The sequence below is a fragment of the Roseateles sp. P5_E11 genome (genome assembly GCF_054049355.1).
The window spans coordinates 1-16,252 of sequence record NZ_JBFUMO010000013.1; the positions used below are offsets into that span (position 1 = coordinate 1).

The window sequence follows — 16,252 nt, forward strand, 5'->3', positions numbered from 1 at the left end:
GCGCACGTGCGGCCAGCTGCGGGTCATGGGTGACCATGACGATGGTGGCGCCGTCGCGGTGCAGCTCTTCCAGCAGCTCCATGACGCTGCGCGCCATCGCGCTGTCGAGGTTGCCGGTGGGTTCGTCCGCCAGCAGCAGGCGCGGCTCGCCGGCCAGGGCCCGGGCGATGGCCACGCGCTGTTGCTGGCCGCCCGAGAGCTCGGCCGGGTAGTGGCGGCCGCGGGCCGACAGGCCGACGCGGGCCAGTGCATCGGCAGCGCGCTTCTTGCGCTCGGYGCCGCCGAAGCCGCGGTAGCGCAGTGGCACCTCGATGTTGTCCAGCACGCTCAGGTCGGGAATCAGGTTGAAGGCCTGGAAGATGAAGCCGATCTTCTGGTTGCGGATGCGCGAACGCTCGGCGTCGCCCATGCGGCTGACGTCGATGCCGTCGAGCTTGTAGCTGCCGCCGCTGAAGGCTTCCAGCAGGCCAGCGATGGTCAGGAAGGTCGTCTTGCCTGAGCCCGACGGCCCGGTCACTGCGACGAACTCGCCCTCGTTGACGGTCAGGTTGAAGTCGCGCAAGGCATAGGTCTCGACCATTTCGGTGCGGTAGACCTTCTGCAGTTTTTCCATTTGGAGCATGGGGGTTGTCCTGTTCACTTGGAGTGGGCGTGGTGGTCTAAGTGGCACTTGCTTGGTGGCAAGGTGCCGGGAGTCCCGCCCGGCGGCGGGGTAACTTTCTTCTGCGGCGCCAGAAGAAAGTCACCAAAGAAGAGGCGCTGAACCGCACACGATCGCGACGACGCCGAGAGCGGCGCGCGAAAACACTCACCTGCATTACGGGCAGACGCGACCCGCTGCGCTCTCGCTGCTGTCCCTRTGACGAGCACCATCCACYGCCCCTTCACGCCGCTTAACGYCGGCTGCACGCCGRRCTCAYCAGGGAATRCMGCGTCGCTCGGGCGACGCTGCATTTGGTTTTCTCGTGAGCYCGGCGTGCAGCCGCGCGTTAGGCGGGCTGAAACGGCGATKGGTGACGCTGCTGATAAGGACAGCAGCGAGAGCGCAGCGGGTCGCGTCTGCCCAATCACCGAGTGGCTGTTGCACGGCACAGCTCGTGCACGTGGTGCTGGTGTGCGGTTCAGGGCCTCTTCTTTGGTGACTTTCTTCTGGCCCCGCAGAAGAAAGTTACCCGGCTGCCGGGACGGACTCCCGGCAATGCAGCGATCAGCAGCACTCGTCGCAGCACCAACCTGATCAAACATCACGACCAACCCTCAATCCGCAATCAGGACGCGCTCCGCGCCCTTGAAGTTGTCCGACCCGGAGATGACGACACGGTCTCCGACCTGCAGGCCCGAGATCACCTCGACCCGCTCCAGCGAACGCGCACCCAGCTTGACGGCGACCTTCTCGGCCACGCCGCCCCGCACCACGTAGGCAAAGCTGCCGCCGCTCTCGTCGACGAAGCTGCCGCGGGCCACGCCCAGCACCTTGTCGCGCTTGTCCAGCAGCACCCGCACCGACAGGCGCTGGTTCTGGCGCAGCTGCTCGGGCTGTTGCCCGGCAAAGCGCAGCCGTGCGCTGACCTCGCCATTGACGACCTCGGGCGACACCGAGCTGACCTGGCCGGCCCAGCGCTGCCCGTTGCCGGTGATCTCGCCGGGCATGCCGGGCTGCAGCTCGCGGGCAAAGCTCTCGGCGACCTGCATCTGCACTTCCAGCGCCGACAGATCGATGACCGACAGCAGCTTGGTGTCGCGGGCGACATTGGTGCGGTCGGGAATGAAGAGCTGGCCGACCTGGCCATCCACCGGTGACCGCACCTGCAGCTCGCTCACCTGGCGTTCCAGGTCGGCCACCAGCAACTGCTGGCGCGCCAGGGCACTTTGCTTGGCCTGAACGTCGAGCTTGAGGCTGTCGGTCTTGAGGCCGCGCAGGTCGCGGGCCTGGTCGTGCGCGAGCTTGGCCTTGGCGAGAGCGTCCTGGGCGCGCTCGACCTGCATGCGCGCCGTGGCGCCAGCCTCGAAGGCCTGGGTCTGGCGGGCCAGGTCGTTGGCGGCGGTCTGCTGGTCGATGCGGGCGTTCTCGAAGGCGCTTTGCAGCGCGGCCGTCTGTTGGCGGGCCTCGACCTCGGCGCGGGCCAGGTCGGCGCGCAAGGCATCGACATTGCTGCGCTCCTGCGCGAGGCGGTTGGTCAGCTCGGGTGAGTCGACGCGGGCCAGCACCTGGTTGCGCTTGACCGGGTCACCGGCCTGCACGGCGAGCGTGACGGTGCCGGCGCCGGGCGCGAACAGCGTCGGGCTCTGCGCGGCGACGACACGGCCTTCGCCGGCGACGTCGCGCGTCAGCGGTGCCACGTCGACGGTGGCCACGGACAGCCGGGCGATGCTGACGGCCGAGTCGGCGGACAGCATCTGCTTGATTCGGCCGCCGCTCACCAGCACGAGCACGGCCACGACGACCGCGCCGCCGGCCAGCAGCAGCGGCCAGCGCCGGGACTTTTGAGCGAGGGGGCGGTCCTGTTCCGAAGTGTCGCGAAAGCGGGTGTTCATGCCCTGTCTTCCGCAAGGGATGTGCCAGCACGCGCCGCGTGAAAAATCAACGACTTGCAACCGCGACATGTGTCCGCGGACAGGTGGCGGACAGTCCGTACAAGGTCCGCAACGGGCAGCAGCGTTTGCTTACCAAAGCGCACAACTGGTGGCGAGACGACACGACTGGCCGGCTCCAACAATCGCGCCGCTTCGGAGACTGAAATGACTCTCGCCCGACTTTGCCTGCTGGCCGCGCTGACCAGCCTGAGCTGGCCAGCGCTGGCTAACGATCTGCCGCCGTCGGCCATGACGGAGTCTGAGGCGCGCCGCTTCCTCGGCCAGGCCAGCTTCGGGCCGACGGACGCCAGCGTCACCGATGTGATGGCCCGCGGCCGCGCCGGCTGGCTGTCGAGTCAGTTCAACCTCGCCAACTCCGACTTCAGCGGCGTGCCGTATGTCGACCCCGACTCGAGCAAGGGCTGCCCCACGGGCGCGCCGGCCACCTGCAAACGCGACAACTACACGCTGTTCCCGGTGCAGGTGCAGTTCTTCGCCAACGCCGTCAACCAGCCCGACCAACTGCGCCAGCGCACGGCCCTGGCGCTGTCGGAGATCCTGGTCGTGTCGGGCAATGTCATCAAGCTGCCCAATGCGATGGCCGACTACCAGCGCATCTTTTTGCGCAACGCCTTCGGCAACTTCCGCGACGTGCTCAAGGAGGTGACGCTGTCCCCGGCCATGGGGCGCTTCCTGAACATGGCCAACAACGACAAGCCCAACCCGACCAAGGGTATCGAGCCCAACGAGAACTACGCCCGCGAGGTGCTGCAGCTGTTCTCCATCGGCCTGTCCCAGCTCAACCTCGACGGCAGCCTGCAGCTCGATGCCAAGGGCCAGCCCATCCCCAGCTACGACCAGGACACGGTCGAGGGCTTCGCCCACGCCTTCACCGGCTGGACGTATGCGCCGCGGCCGGGCGCGACGAAGAACAAGTTCGGCAACCCGAGCTATTACGACGCGCCCATGGTCGCCTTCGACGACCACCACGACAAGGGCACAAAGAAGCTGCTGGGCGGCACCGTGCTGCCCGGCGGCCAGACGGCGCAGGCCGACCTGGACGCGGCCATCGACAACATCTTCAACCACCCCAATGTCGGCCCCTTCATCGGCCGCCAGTTGATCCAGCAGCTCGTCACGGCCAACCCCAGCCCGGCCTATGTGCAGCGCGTGGCCACGGCCTTCAACGGCGGGGCCATCGTCAATGGCCAGCGCAGCAAGCGCGGCGACATGAAGGCCGTGCTGACGGCCATCCTGACCGATGCCGAGGCCGCCTCCCCACAGGCGCCTGCCAGCTTCGGCAAGCTGCGTGAGCCCATCCTGCAACTGACGCATCTGCTGCGCGCCCTGGGCGGCGTCAGCGATGGCATCTGGCTGCGCAGCCAGGCCGCGAGCCTGGGCCAGACGGTCTACAGCCCGGCCAGCGTCTTCAACTTCTTCCCGCCCGACTACGACCTGCCCGACAACCCGGCCCTGGATGGCCCGGCCTTTGGCGTCTTCAACGCCAGCGCCGCCTTCAAGTTGAGCGGCGTGCTGCAGACGGCGCTGAACGGCAAGGGCGTGGCGGCCGACGCTTCTGTGCCCGGCGCCACCGGTACCAAGATCGACCTGACCCGCTGGCAGGCTCTGGCCGCAACGCCGACCAGCCTCGTCGCCGAGATCAACCGCGTGCTCTTCGCCGGGCGCGCCAGCAGTGCCTTGCAAGCTGCACTTCTGAAGGCAGCGCAGATCGCGCCGGCCACCAAGCCGCTGGATCGCGCGAAAGCTGCACTGTTCCTCGCCGCGATGTCCCCCGAATACCTGGTGGAGAACTGAAATGCTGTCCCGACGCCATCTGCTCTCCCACGCCGCCGCCTTCGCCGGTGCCTCTGCCCTGCCCTCGCTCGCTGCGCCGCTGCTGGGCAGCGACTACCGCGCCCTTGTCTGCGTCTTCCTCTACGGCGGCAACGACGGCAACAACATGGTCGTGCCGATGGACACCGCCGGCTACGCGGCCTACGCCCGGGCACGCGGCACGGCCGGCGCCGGTGGGCTGACGCTGCCGCAGTCGGCTCTCGCGCCGCTGAACKGCGGCGGCGTGGGCCTGCATCCTGCGCTGACGCCACTGGCCGACATCTGGAACCAAGGTCACCTGGCCGTGCAGGCCAATGTCGGCCCACTGGTCAGGCCCATGACCAAGGCGGAGTTCAACGCGGCCAATGCTCAGCGGCCGAGCAATCTGTTCTCTCACGACGACCAGCAGGACCAGTGGCAGCGCGGCCAGGCCTTCAGCGGCAACGCGATGCCGTCGACCGCCGGCTGGGGCGGCCGCATCGCCGACCTGCAGGCCGCGAACGGCGTCGTGCCCATGGCCCTGTCGGTCAGCGGCAACAACGTTTTCATGAACGGCGCCACCAACTCCGGCCTGACCGTCGGCTCCGGCACCAGCTTCGCAATCAAGGGCTTTGGCAACAACCCCAGCGCCAGCCCGCTCTACCAGCTCTACCAGGGCCTGCTGCAGCAGCCCTATGCCAATGCCGAGGAGCGCGCCGCAGCCAGCGTGCTGAACCAGGCCATCAAGGCCAGCAATGCCTTGAACACGGCCCTGTCCGGCACCGGCAGCATCGCCGGCCTCTTCAACGGCCTGGGCAGCAACGTCGCCCAGCAACTGCTGACGGTGGCCAAGATGATCGAAGGCCGCTCGGGCCTGGGCGCCACGCGCCAGCTCTTCTTCGTCAGCATGGGCGGCTTCGACACCCACAACGACCAGCTCAACCAGCAGCAAGCACTCTTCTCCGACCTCGGCCCCGCGCTGAAGGCCTTCTACGACGCGATGCAGCAGCTGGGCATGGCCAATGCGGTGACCACCTTCACCGCCAGCGACTTCGCGCGCACGCTGCAACCAGCGTCGGGCGGCGGCACCGACCATGCCTGGGGCAACCACCATTTCGTGCTCGGCGGCGCCGTCAAGGGCGGGCTCTACGGCCGCATGCCCCAGCTCGTGCTCGCCGGGCCTGACGACATGTCCGACGAAGGCCGCTGGCTGCCGACCACGTCGGTGGACCAGATGAGCGCGACGCTGGCCAGCTGGTTCGGCGTCGGCGCGGCCGACCTGGGCGCGGTTTTCCCCCACCTGGCCAACTTCAACGTGAAGAACCTGGGCTACTTCGGCTGATGACAAAACTGGCAGGGGCCGCTGGTACAACCGTCCCATGCCCGACACCTACTCCATCCAGTGCCGCTGCGGCCAGCTCCGCGGCCTGCTGCAGCCCACACGCCCGTCCAATCGCTGTGTCTGCTATTGCTCCGACTGCCAGGCCTTTGCCCGATACCTGGGCACGCAAGACGCGCTGGACAACCAGGGCGGCAGCGACATCGTGCAGGTCCCGGCCTCTCACGTCGTGTTCACGCAGGGCCAGGACCGGCTGACCTGCATCCGCCTGACCGACAAAGGCATGCTGCGCTGGTACGCGAGCTGCTGCCGCACGCCGATCGGCAACACTCTCGCAGACCGGAAGGCCGATTTCGTCGGCCTGATCCATACGGGCCTCGGTCAGGACAAGGCTGCGCTCGCGGCGTCGTTCGGACCGGTCACGATGCGTGTGGGCGTCGACGGCGCCCTGGGCGACAGCAAGCCGAGAGCGGCGGGCATGTTCAGCGGCATCGCCAAGACCCTTGCCATGATCATCATGGGCCGTCTGCGCGGGACCTACCGCGCCAGCCCCTTCTTCGATCCGCAGACCGGCACTCCCGTTGCGAAGCCCCGGGTGCTGTCCACCAAGGAACTTGCGGCGGCCAAGCGCGTCGGCTGAACGCAGCTACTTCGCCTGAAGCTCTTCGCAGGGCTGGATCATCAGGCCGTAGTTGGCCTCCTTGGCATACAGGAAGCGCCCGCTGCTGACTTCGAACAGCAGCTCGGTCGAAACGATGCGGCCCCACCAGGCGCGCAGGAAAAGCAGATCCTCGTTCAGCCACTGCACCTCGACGTTCTGGGCCAGCTCGGCGAAGTCCAGCCGCCAGACGCGCTTGGGGCCCTGCAGCGTGTAGATCTCGATGGTGTTGACGCGGGGCACGCCCTCCTTCGTCGAGTCGATGGTCACCAGACGATGGAAGGCCGCCGTGTCGTGGGGTGAGCGCGGCTTGTACTCGGGGTCGCTGTCGTCCAGCTCGCGCTCCGGCCGTGCGACCAGGCGCTTGACCGACACATGACCCGCCAGCGGCACCAGACGCGGCGCGGAATACTCGACGCTGACGGCGTCGCAACGGGGGGCAGCCTGAGCATTGCAGGCAAGGATCAGCAGGGCGAGAGCGGTGTGGCGCATGGGGCGAGACGCTGAAGGTGGCGGGATGCTGCCAGCCTCAACGCCCCGCGCCGCGGCGGGATGACTTCGTTCGTGGGGGGCGGGCGGCTTTCAGGCGCCGACCGCGACAAGGAAGCAGTAGGCCAGCACCGCGCCCCACAGGCACAGCCCGAACAACGAGGAAGCGCTTCGCATCATGTCGTTCTCCCATTCGTTAGAACGCGGCTGCCGGCGCCTCAGGCACGCAGCAGCTTGTCCGCATAACGCCAAGTTTGCGGGGCTTGGGGAAACACTGTTGCCAGTGCGGTTTCCGACAGGCCGAGATGGCGCTGCAGCAACGGCGTCAGCACCTGGCGGAAGTCAGTGCGCACGGCCAGGTCACGTCCGTCGGCCAGCGCGCTGGCGTCCAGGCCCGGCCATTCGCCCAGCATCTGCCCGCCGGCGACCGGGCCGCCGAGCAGCCAGATGACGTTGCCGCGGCCATGGTCGGTGCCGCCGTTGCCGTTCTGGCGCAACGTGCGGCCGAACTCGCTGACGACGACGATGACGGTGTCCCTGTAGGTGTCGCCCAGGCCCACGCTCAGCGCATCCAGGCCCTCGCCCAGGCTGGCCAGGCGGTTGGCGAGCTGGCCGCGGGCGGCGCCTTGGTTGACATGGGTGTCCCAGCCGCCCACCGCCGTGAAGGCAAGCTGGGTGTGGGCGTCCTTGCGGATCAAGGTACCCAGGCGCCGCGCATCAGCGGCGAAGCTGCGCGCGGACGGCGCACCGGCGTCGGCGCTCGGATCCATGGACTTTCCCTCGCCCGCCGCCATGCTGCGGCTCATCTCGCCGCGGCCCTGGGTGGTGTCGCGCAGCGTGCCGCTGAGCTGCGCATCGTTGGCATAGAGCTTGGCCAACCCGCTTTGCATCTGCGGGTCGTCGATGGCGCGGCGCTGCATCGCATTGGGCCCCAGGCCGAGGCTGGCGACGCTGGCCGTGCCGGCAAAGATGCGCGGCGGCGTGCTGCCCTGGCTGATCGCGCGCGTTGGCGCCGGCTCACCCGGCAGGGCCGTCAGCAGCCGGTTCATCCAGCCATCGGGCGTGGACTTGCGACCCGGCGTACCGGACTCGAGGTAGTCCTGGGCGTCGAAATGCGAGCGCGTCGGGTCGGGCGAGCCGCTGGCATGCACGAAGGCGAGCTGGCCGCCGTCCCAGTGGCGCTTCAGTGGGCTCAAGGATGGATGCAGGCCGAACAGCGAATCGAGCTTGATGAGGCCATCCTCCGCGCCCGGTGCCGCGAGCGCAATCTGCGGGCGGCTGGTGGCGTACTCGCGCTCGCCATAGGGCGCGACGACCGACAGGCCGTCCACCGCGCCGCGCAGCATGACGACGACGAGCTTCTTCTGGGTGCCCCCCTGGGCGTGCACCAGAGACACAGGCAGGCCGCCGAGGGTGAAGGCACCGAAGTGCAGCAATTGACGACGCAACATGGCGGTCACCTTTTCATGAAATCGGGGCTGGCGAGCAGCAGGGCAACCTGCTGGCCCACAGGCTCGGTCGCCAACGTGCGGCGCGTGGGTTCACTGACCGACGCACCCAGGGTGCTGGTCAGCTTCTCGGCGCTGATGCCACTGCGCTGGCCCAGCGTCGTCGCCAGTTGCACGCGCTGCGTCAGCGCCTCGGGGTTGCGCCAGGCGGCCGCAGTGTTCTTGTAGCCATCGGGCGTTTGTGCGCCGTAAAGAGGCTGGCCCGCCTGCGCCAGCGCGGCGAGCAGATTGCGCGGGTCGGCCGGCTGCAGGTCCAGCGCGCGCAGGCTGGACAGCAGGTATTGGTAGGGCGTCTTGAACTTGGCCTGGTAGGCCTCGCGGCTCCAGAACTCATCGGCGCGGATCAAGGTGCGCGCGAACTCGCGCAGGTCGCCGCCCGTGGCCTTGAAGTTGTCGGCGAGCTTTTGCACCAGGCTGGCCGGCGGGTCGTCGGCCACAAAGGCCTGGGCGAACTTGGTGGCCAGATGGCGGGCCGTGGCGGGATGGGTGGCCAGCACGTCCAGCGCGTGCTCGCCCTCGGCCTGGCCGGCGCCCTTGACGCTATGGCCCAGCCAGGTCTTGCTGCCGTTGTCATGCTTGCGCGGCTCGAAGGCGAACAGGTCGCCCGTGCCGCCGACCAGCGCCTTGCGCGTGTCCAGGCCCCAGCCGGTCAACATGCGCGCTAGCTCGGTCACGTCACGCTGGGCGTAGCCACCGTCCACGCCCAGCGTGTGCAGTTCCATCAGCTCGCGGGCGTAGTTCTCGTTGAGGCCGCTGGGCACCCGGGCCTTCAGCTCCGGCCGCTCGGCCAGGAAGCGGCGCGCGCGCTGCGGCGGCGCGTAGCCGGCGACGACGCTCTGGGCGTTGTCGAGGTAGATCAGCATGGCCGGGTGCTTGGCGGTTGCGCCCAGCATGTCGCGGAAGCGCCCGAGCACATGGGGCCGGATGGCGCGCTGCTCGTAATCGGCCACGAGCACGCCGACCGCGTTCTTGCCCGCAAAGACGTTGAAGTGGTTGAACCAGAACTCGGTCAGCACCTCTTCGAGCTGGKCCGGGCTCAGCAGCGCACGCGACAGACGGGCCGTCGCGGCCTGGCCGACGAGGGGGCGGATCTTGTCGCGCACGGCATTGATCGCATCGGCATCGGTCTTCATGCCCTGGGCCTGCTCACGCCGGGCCTCGCGGGCGGCCTTCACCGCCTCGCGGTAGCGACCCAGCAGCTCGGCCTGGCCGAGTTGGAGCACCTCCAGGCTGGCCAGGCGGGCGCTCAGGCCTTCAGGCTGCGGCAGGCGACGCGGTTCCAGTTGCTCGCTGAGGAAGCGCTCCAGCCATTTGTCGGCACCTTGCGCGGCGATGGCGGCGGCGTCGGTCGGGCGCGGGCCGTAGCCCAGGCGGTTGAGCGCGTGCAGGGCGCGCTCATCGACGCTCAGGGCCGGAGCTGCAACCGCAACAGCCGCCTGGCCGCGGCGCGCCGCCAGCATGACGCCGCTCGCCAGGGCGGCGGCACTGCTCAGCACAAAGCGGCGGTTTTTCATGGGGACCTCTCCGGTTTCTTGAACCAGAGAATCGCCCGATTCACGCAAGCTCGTATGGCCGATGCGCAAAGATTTGTAGCGAGGGGCCCCTCTCGCCCGAGGCTGGCCGGCTAGGGGACGATCCGGCGCTCGGCCCGCAAATTCATTGGCCGCGAAGCCAATGCTCAAGGCTGCGCAGCGTGGCGGCTACGTCAAGAGGCTTGTTCCAGTAGCCGTCAAAGCCATGGCGGCGCGCCAGCTGGGAGGCGACGAACTCGGACTCGGCCGTCACCAGCAGGGCCGGCACACCGTCGGGCAGGCCGGCAGCGCGCAGCTGGGTCAGCAATTCGTCGCCACCAATATCGGGCAGGCGCAGATCGCACAACAGCAAATCGACGCGATCCTGCGCCACCAGGCGTCGGGCATCCGCGCCGCTGCGCGCCACCAGCAGGCTACAGCCGGGGCGCAGCTCCAGGATGCCTTGCATCAGCATCACGTTGACGGGATCGTCCTCGACGTAGAGAACCTGGCTTGTCGTCATGCCCGCCCCTTCAAAAGCAGACGGCAGGCTGCAAGCGCCTGGATCGGGCAACACGGCATCGGCAGGGGACAGGCATAGGAACATGACTCGGGATTTTGCTCCGATTATCAAATCTATTAATACAGATGATCAATGCACCCGCCCCTGAACGGGTGGCGTCGCGCTGGATTTGCCAAATATTGCGAGGCGGCCGCCGCGGAAATCGCCTAGGCGCGACGACGCAGTTCGGCCAGCGCCCGCGACAGCGGCAGCCAGCCGTCGGGCAAGGGCCTGCCTGGCGCCCCGTCCGCCGCCGCCATCTCCAGCGCGCGGGCCTGGGCGGCCAGGGCGGGATGGCCCAGCAGTTCCAGCACGGCCTTCAGGCCATGAGCGACGCGGCGCAGTGCGGGCGCATCGCCGCTGGCGACGGCCGCATTGCCCTGCGCGAGATCATCCGCAAAGCGGTCCAGGCAGCCGGCGCGAAAACTCTCGTACAGGGCCTGATCGCCGCCGAAATGCTGCAGCACCGGGTCAACGCCCGTGGCCAAGGCCGCGACCGGTGCGGTGGCCAGGGTGCGCCCCCGCAGCAGCTCGCTGACCGTGTCCAGCAACTCGGTCAGCGGCACGGGTTTGCGCAACGTGCGCACGACGCCGCGGGCGGCCAGCGCCGCATGATGGTCGGGGTGAACGCCGGCGCTGAAAATCACCCACGGCGGCGCACCGGCAGCCTGGGCCAGGCCCTCTGCGAGCAGGGTTTCGGCGGAGCCGTCGGGCAGCATCAGGTCGCTGACGACGAGCTGCCAGCCGCCGCCAGCCAGCGCGTCGCGGGCATCGGCCAGGCGGCGTACGACGCTCAGCTCGACCGCCGGCGCCGCCGGGTCATGGTCCGGCAGCTCCTCGAGAGCCAATTCGACGAAGCGGGCAATCGAGACGTCATCCTCGATCAGCAGCAAGCGCGCGGGCATAGGTATGCGCGCGCTCAGGTCGGCTGGGCCGCTGCGGCCTCGGCCAGCAGCGGTGGCAGCTCGGTGACCAGGGCCGTCTTGTGCACCAGMGGCACGCCCTCCAGCGCAAAGGCATACGGCGCACGCTGCGCCTCGTCCAGCGCGGTCACAACGATGAGGCGGCTGCGCGCGAACTGTGGGTGAGAGCGCAGGCTGGTGATCAGCGCCGCGCCGTCGATGCCCGGCAGCAGGATGTCGATGAGCAGCACGTCTGGTTCCAGGCGGCCGGCCATGGCGAGCCCAGCGATGCCGTCGGAGGCGACGTGCAGCTCGGCCTCGGGCAGTTCGCGCTTGACGACCAGGCTGATGAGGTTCTGGAAGTGCACCGAATCCTCGATGAGCAGCAAGGTCAAGGGGCGTTCGTTCGCTCGGGCGCCAGTGCCTGGCAGCGCTGTCGTCGCACGGCCGGCGCGGGCGGCGAGCCAGGCCTCCAGCGAACTGCGCAGGATGCGGCGGTGGCCGCCTGGCGTTTTCCAGGCCTGCAATTCGCCGCGGTCGACCATCAGCTGCACGGAGCGCACAGCCATGCCCAGCCGTTGGGCGGCTTCGGTGGTCGAACAGGTGTCGGGCGTGGAGGGGGTACGGTTCACTTGCGATATTTTGCCGAATTTGCCGGCAATCGCCGAGCTGGAATATTTGATAAAAATGATCGCATCGGAGAATGCGGCACCGATACGGAGCTAGCCATGTTGTTCACCGCCGCCTTCGCCCCATCCACACCCCCGCTGGCGCTGCCCCATCCTGCCCTCGACGAGGGCCATGACCTTGACCGCAGCGCCCATCGCGTGCGGCTCGGGCATCTGGCGCAAGCCCTGGCCCTGCATGTGGGCATAGACGCCGACAGCGCCCGCCAACTGCGCCTGGCCGCACCCCTGCACGACATCGGCGAGCTCGACGCCAGCCCTGCCAGCGCCGTACCGCCCTGGCCGCTGACGGCCGAGGAAGGGCGCCACCGCCGGCGCACCCAGCCGCACCGTGGCGCGGCCCTGCTCAGCGGCTCGAGCCTGCCCCTTTTCGCCCTGGCGGCCGAAATCGCCCTGTGCCACCGCGAGCGCTGGGACGGCAGCGGTTATCCCGAAGGCCTCAGTGGCGAGACCATTCCGCTGTCTGGGCGTATCGTTGCCGTCGTGGACTATTTCGACGCACTGACCCTGCCCCGCAGCTACCGCCCGGCCCGCGCCGACGACCGCGCGCTGGCGATGCTGGCCGAGCAGGCCGGCAGCGCCTTCGACCCGGCCATCGTCGCCGCCTTTCTGGCCCATGCCCCCGAGCTGATCGCGCTGCGCGACCGCGTCAACGCGACGCGCGCCGGAGAGAGGGCATGACGCGGCTGGCTGCCGCGCTGCTCGGCCTTCTCGGCTTTTTGGCCACCGTCGCCGCCGCACCGGTTTCAGCGGCCCCCAACAACACAACCCCTTCGCAGCGCGTGCAGGACAGCGGCGAGTTGCGGGTGTGCATCTGGCCCGACTACTACGGCATCTCGCTGCGCAACCCGCGCACCGGCCAGCTGTCGGGCATCGACATCGACCTGTCGGCCGCCTTCGCCGCCGACCTCAAGGTCAAGCCCGTCTATGTCGACTCCTCTTTCGCGACCCTCATCGACGACCTGCTGCGCGACCGCTGCGACGTTGCGATGTTCGCCGTCGGCATGACGCCACAACGCGCTCAAGCACTGCGCTTCAGCCGGCCCTATCTGGAAAGCGACATCTATGCGGTGACGACGCGCAGCAGCCGCGTTGTGAAGAGCTGGCAAGACCTGGACCGCCCTGGCGTGCGCATCGCCGTGCAGGCCGGCACCTTCATGGAACCCGTCATGGCGGGTGCCCTCAAACAGGCTAACCTCGTCGTCGTGCGGCCACCCGACACCCGCGAGCGCGAACTCGAGGCCGGCCGCGTGGACGCCTTCATGACCGATTACCCCTACAGCCGCCGCCTGCTGGACAACGCCGACTGGGCCCGCCTCGTCGCGCCGCCCACGCCCTTCTTCGTGCTGCCCTATGCCTATGCCGTCAAGCCCGGCGACGCCGCCTGGCTGACGGCTGTGGATGAATTCGTCGGGCGTATCCAGCGCGACGGCCGGCTGCAGGCCGCCGCCAAGCGCCACGGCTTGAGCGCCATCGTGCGCGAGAAATGAGGCCCCCGGTCCAAGGCGTACCTTGGCCTGCCCCCCGAGGGGGCGGCGATGCTTGGCGGATCGACCGCCAAGCACTTCGCCTGCGCGGGCCGGCTTGGGAACTGGAGTCGGACACAAGCAGTCCCTGCGGACTGCTTGTGCCTACGGAAGGACATGGGCCTCTGGCCCATGGCAGGCCAGGCGCTCGGCCCGCAGGGGAGCTCTGACATGCCCCACCGGAGTCGCTGGCGCCCAAGCATCATCACAGCCAGCGCCGGCGTCCTGCTCGCGGCCACGCTGCTCGCCGGCGCGGGCTACAGCATCTGGCGCGAGAAGCGCGAGCAGACGACCGAGGCCGCCGCCCGCCAGGCGCTGCTCGCGCGCGTGCTCGAGGACCACGCCAGCCGCAGTCTGGACGCCGCCCAGCTGGCCCTGGCCGGCCTGGCCGACGTGGCCGAGCGCGGTGCCCCACCCGAGGTGCTGCAGGCCCTGCTCGGCCAGACCCAGGCCAGCCTGGGTTTCCTGCGCGGCGTCGCCCTGCTCGACGAGGCCGGCCACGTGCTGGCCGCCGCCGACCCCGCCGACCGCGGTGCGCAGATCGCCACGGCCAGGCTTGGCCCGCTGCCGGCCCTGGGCCAGGACTCGCTCGGCGGCTTCGTCGCCGCGCGCAGCCTGGCCAGCCTCGCCGGAGTCGCACCAGGCAGCGCGGCCGCCGTCGTGCCGCCGGGGGTGGGCTTCATCCCGCTGTTGCGCGGCATCAGGACTCCCGGCGGGCGGCCGGCCCTGCTCGCCGCCCTGCTCAACCCCGACGCACTGGCCAACTTCCAGGAACTGACGCTGAACGACGCTCGCGCCGCGGCGGCACTCGTCGACCTGGACGGCCGGCTGCTCGCCGTGACCGCCGGTGCCGACCACCTGGCAGGTGAACGCCTGGCCTCGCTGCAACTGCCCACCGGCCCGCTGGCGCGCGTGCGCACCGGCAGCGAATACGGCCGCTGGGACGGCCCGGGCCTGCGCGATGCCGACCAGCTCGGTGCCTTTCGCGCGCTGCGCACCCGTCCCCTCGTCGTCGTCGTTGAACTGCCCCAGGACGAGTTGCGCACCCAGTGGCTGTCCACCGCATGGGACCTCGGCCTGCCCGCCATCGGCATCGCCGCAGCGTTGCTCGTGCTGTCGGCCGTGGGCGCGGCGGCCCTGCACGCGCGCGAGCGCTCCATGCTGGATCTCGACGAGGCCCAGCGGCAGGTCGCCGAGCGTGAGCGCGAACTCAGCGCCATCTTCGGCAGCGTGCAGGACCTGCTGTTCCGCACCAACGCGGCCGGCCAGGTGACCTTCATCAACGAGGGCTATGCCCGCCTCAGCGGCCATCCCGTCGCCCAGGTGCTGGGCCGGCCGCTGCAGGAGCTGTTCGGCGGCTCGCCGGCCGTGGCCACGCTGTTCGCGGCCGGCGACGTTCACGAAGCCCGGCCGCACGAACTGCGCGCCGACTGGATCGCGGCCGACGGCAAGGCGCGCAGCTTCGAGATCCACCTGGTGCCGCTGCGCCGCCAGGCCGGTGTCCTCGAATGGGTGGGCAGCGCGGCCGACGTCAGCGGCCTGATGCGCGCCCAGGCCGAACTGCGCGCCCAGCTCGGCCTGGCGCGCTCGCTGCTGTCCAGCAGCCCGCTGCCCACGTCGGTGCTGGACAGCGACAACCGCTACCTCGACGTCAACCGCGCCTGGGAGCAGTTCACCGGCCGGCGCCGCAGCGAGGTGCTGGGCCGCAAGGCCGCCAGCTATCTGCGCCCCGAGGAGGCCGCCCTGCACGACAGCCGCGACGCCGAGCTGCTGGCGCGCGGCGGCGAAATGAACTACGAGGCCGTCTGGCAAGGCGGCGATGGCCGCCGGCGCGACCTCTACATCAGCAAGTCCACCTTTCCCGACGCCCACGGCCGACCCATGGGCATCGTCGTCTGCTTCATGGACATCAGCGAATTCCGCGAGGCCGAGCGCGCCACGCGCGCCGCCCGCGACGCCGCCCTGCACGCTTCGCGGGCCAAGTCCGACTTCATCGCCAACGTCAGCCACGAGCTGCGCACACCGCTGCAGTCCATCCTGGGCTTCTCCGAGATCGGCGCGCGGCGCGCGCGTGCCGAGCCCCGCCTGGCCGAGCTCTTCGGCGACGTGCACCACGCCGGCCAGCGCATGCTCAGCCTCGTCAACGACCTGCTCGACCTCAGCAAGATCGAGCGCGGCGCAGAACCGCTGCATCCCGAGCGCCTGGACCTGAGGCCACTGGCCGTCGAGGTCGGCCGCGAACTCGAGCCCCTGCTGGCAGCACGTCAGCTCAGCCTGGCCATGGCCCTGGGCGACGAGGACCTCGTCGTGCTGGCCGACCCGCGACGCCTGCAGCAACTGCTGCGCAACCTGCTCGCCAATGCCATCCGCTTCTCGCCCGTGGGCGGCCACATCGAGGTGACCGCCTGGCAGGACGATGCGGCCGACGAAGTGCGCGTCGACGTCGCCGACCGCGGCCCCGGCATTCCGCCCGACGAGCTGGAGAGCATCTTCGAGGCCTTCGTGCAGTCCAGCGCCACCAAGAACGCCGCCGGCGGCACGGGCCTGGGCCTGGCGATCTGCCGGCGCATCGCCGAGGCTCACGATGGCCGCGTCTGGGCGGCCAACCGCGCCGGTGGGGGCGCCGTCATCAGTCTGGCACTTCCCGCCACGCGCTTTGGCGACACCACGCCGGCGGCGCTTTGA

The 16,252-nt window shown here is 69.5% G+C and carries 14 protein-coding genes; 6 read left to right on the plus strand and 8 right to left on the minus strand.

Features of this window, described 5'->3' with window-relative positions; all coding sequences use genetic code 11:
- Positions 1-622: ABC transporter ATP-binding protein (locus ACXJKR_RS02120; protein ID WP_457320343.1), on the minus strand; the 622-nt coding region annotated here is incomplete at its 3' end.
- A 635-nt stretch (positions 623-1,257) separates the two neighbouring features.
- Positions 1,258-2,535, minus strand: a complete 1,278-nt coding sequence (locus tag ACXJKR_RS02125; protein ID WP_457320344.1) for an efflux RND transporter periplasmic adaptor subunit — start codon at positions 2,533-2,535, stop codon at positions 1,258-1,260.
- Between the two features lie 204 nt (positions 2,536-2,739).
- On the opposite strand from ACXJKR_RS02125, the gene ACXJKR_RS02130 reads away from it, so the two are divergent.
- The 3 genes from ACXJKR_RS02130 to ACXJKR_RS02140 are packed head-to-tail and all read left to right on the plus strand — an operon-like array spanning position 2,740 to position 6,365.
- The gene (locus ACXJKR_RS02130) at positions 2,740-4,389 is read left to right on the plus strand and encodes a DUF1800 domain-containing protein (protein ID WP_457320346.1); all 1,650 of its coding nucleotides are present in this window, start codon (positions 2,740-2,742) and stop codon (positions 4,387-4,389) included.
- 1 nt (position 4,390) lies between these two features.
- Entirely contained in the window at positions 4,391-5,728 is a 1,338-nt protein-coding gene (locus ACXJKR_RS02135; RefSeq protein ID WP_457320348.1) for a DUF1501 domain-containing protein, read from the plus strand.
- A 37-nt stretch (positions 5,729-5,765) separates the two neighbouring features.
- A complete protein-coding gene (locus tag ACXJKR_RS02140; RefSeq protein WP_457320350.1) occupies positions 5,766-6,365 on the plus strand; it encodes a DUF6151 family protein in 600 nt (199 codons plus the stop codon).
- A 6-nt stretch (positions 6,366-6,371) separates the two neighbouring features.
- Here the strand turns inward: ACXJKR_RS02140 and ACXJKR_RS02145 are convergent, their stop codons facing one another.
- From ACXJKR_RS02145 to ACXJKR_RS02170, 6 genes are all read right to left on the minus strand, one after another.
- The gene (locus tag ACXJKR_RS02145) at positions 6,372-6,875 is read right to left on the minus strand and encodes a hypothetical protein (protein ID WP_457320352.1); all 504 of its coding nucleotides are present in this window, start codon (positions 6,873-6,875) and stop codon (positions 6,372-6,374) included.
- A gap of 215 nt (positions 6,876-7,090) precedes the next feature.
- Complete coding sequence (locus ACXJKR_RS02150; protein WP_457320354.1) at positions 7,091-8,323, minus strand: DUF1501 domain-containing protein; 1,233 nt, start codon at positions 8,321-8,323, stop codon at positions 7,091-7,093.
- 5 nt (positions 8,324-8,328) lie between these two features.
- Positions 8,329-9,894 carry a DUF1800 domain-containing protein gene (locus tag ACXJKR_RS02155; protein WP_457320356.1) on the minus strand — a complete coding sequence of 522 codons (1,566 nt, stop codon included), beginning with the start codon at positions 9,892-9,894 and terminating at the stop codon, positions 8,329-8,331.
- 142 nt (positions 9,895-10,036) lie between these two features.
- Positions 10,037-10,414, minus strand: coding sequence for a response regulator (locus tag ACXJKR_RS02160; RefSeq protein ID WP_457320358.1), 378 nt, complete (start codon positions 10,412-10,414; stop codon positions 10,037-10,039).
- 206 nt (positions 10,415-10,620) lie between these two features.
- Positions 10,621-11,358 (minus strand): Hpt domain-containing protein, encoded by a 738-nt coding sequence (locus ACXJKR_RS02165; RefSeq protein WP_457320360.1) that lies wholly within the window; start codon positions 11,356-11,358, stop codon positions 10,621-10,623.
- A 14-nt stretch (positions 11,359-11,372) separates the two neighbouring features.
- Positions 11,373-11,924 (minus strand): response regulator, encoded by a 552-nt coding sequence (locus ACXJKR_RS02170; RefSeq protein WP_235532135.1) that lies wholly within the window; start codon positions 11,922-11,924, stop codon positions 11,373-11,375.
- Positions 11,925-12,083: 159 nt separating this feature from the next.
- On the opposite strand from ACXJKR_RS02170, the gene ACXJKR_RS02175 reads away from it, so the two are divergent.
- The 3 genes from ACXJKR_RS02175 to ACXJKR_RS02185 all read left to right on the plus strand — a co-directional run bounded on the left by ACXJKR_RS02175 (position 12,084) and on the right by ACXJKR_RS02185 (position 16,252).
- The gene (locus ACXJKR_RS02175; RefSeq protein WP_457320362.1) at positions 12,084-12,722 is read left to right on the plus strand and encodes an HD-GYP domain-containing protein; all 639 of its coding nucleotides are present in this window, start codon (positions 12,084-12,086) and stop codon (positions 12,720-12,722) included.
- Entirely contained in the window at positions 12,719-13,531 is an 813-nt protein-coding gene (locus tag ACXJKR_RS02180; protein ID WP_457320363.1) for an ABC transporter substrate-binding protein, read from the plus strand. Before ACXJKR_RS02175 ends, ACXJKR_RS02180 begins: the two co-directional genes overlap by 4 nt.
- Positions 13,532-13,738: 207 nt before the next feature.
- Positions 13,739-16,252, plus strand: a complete 2,514-nt coding sequence (locus ACXJKR_RS02185) for a cache domain-containing sensor histidine kinase (protein ID WP_056205410.1) — start codon at positions 13,739-13,741, stop codon at positions 16,250-16,252.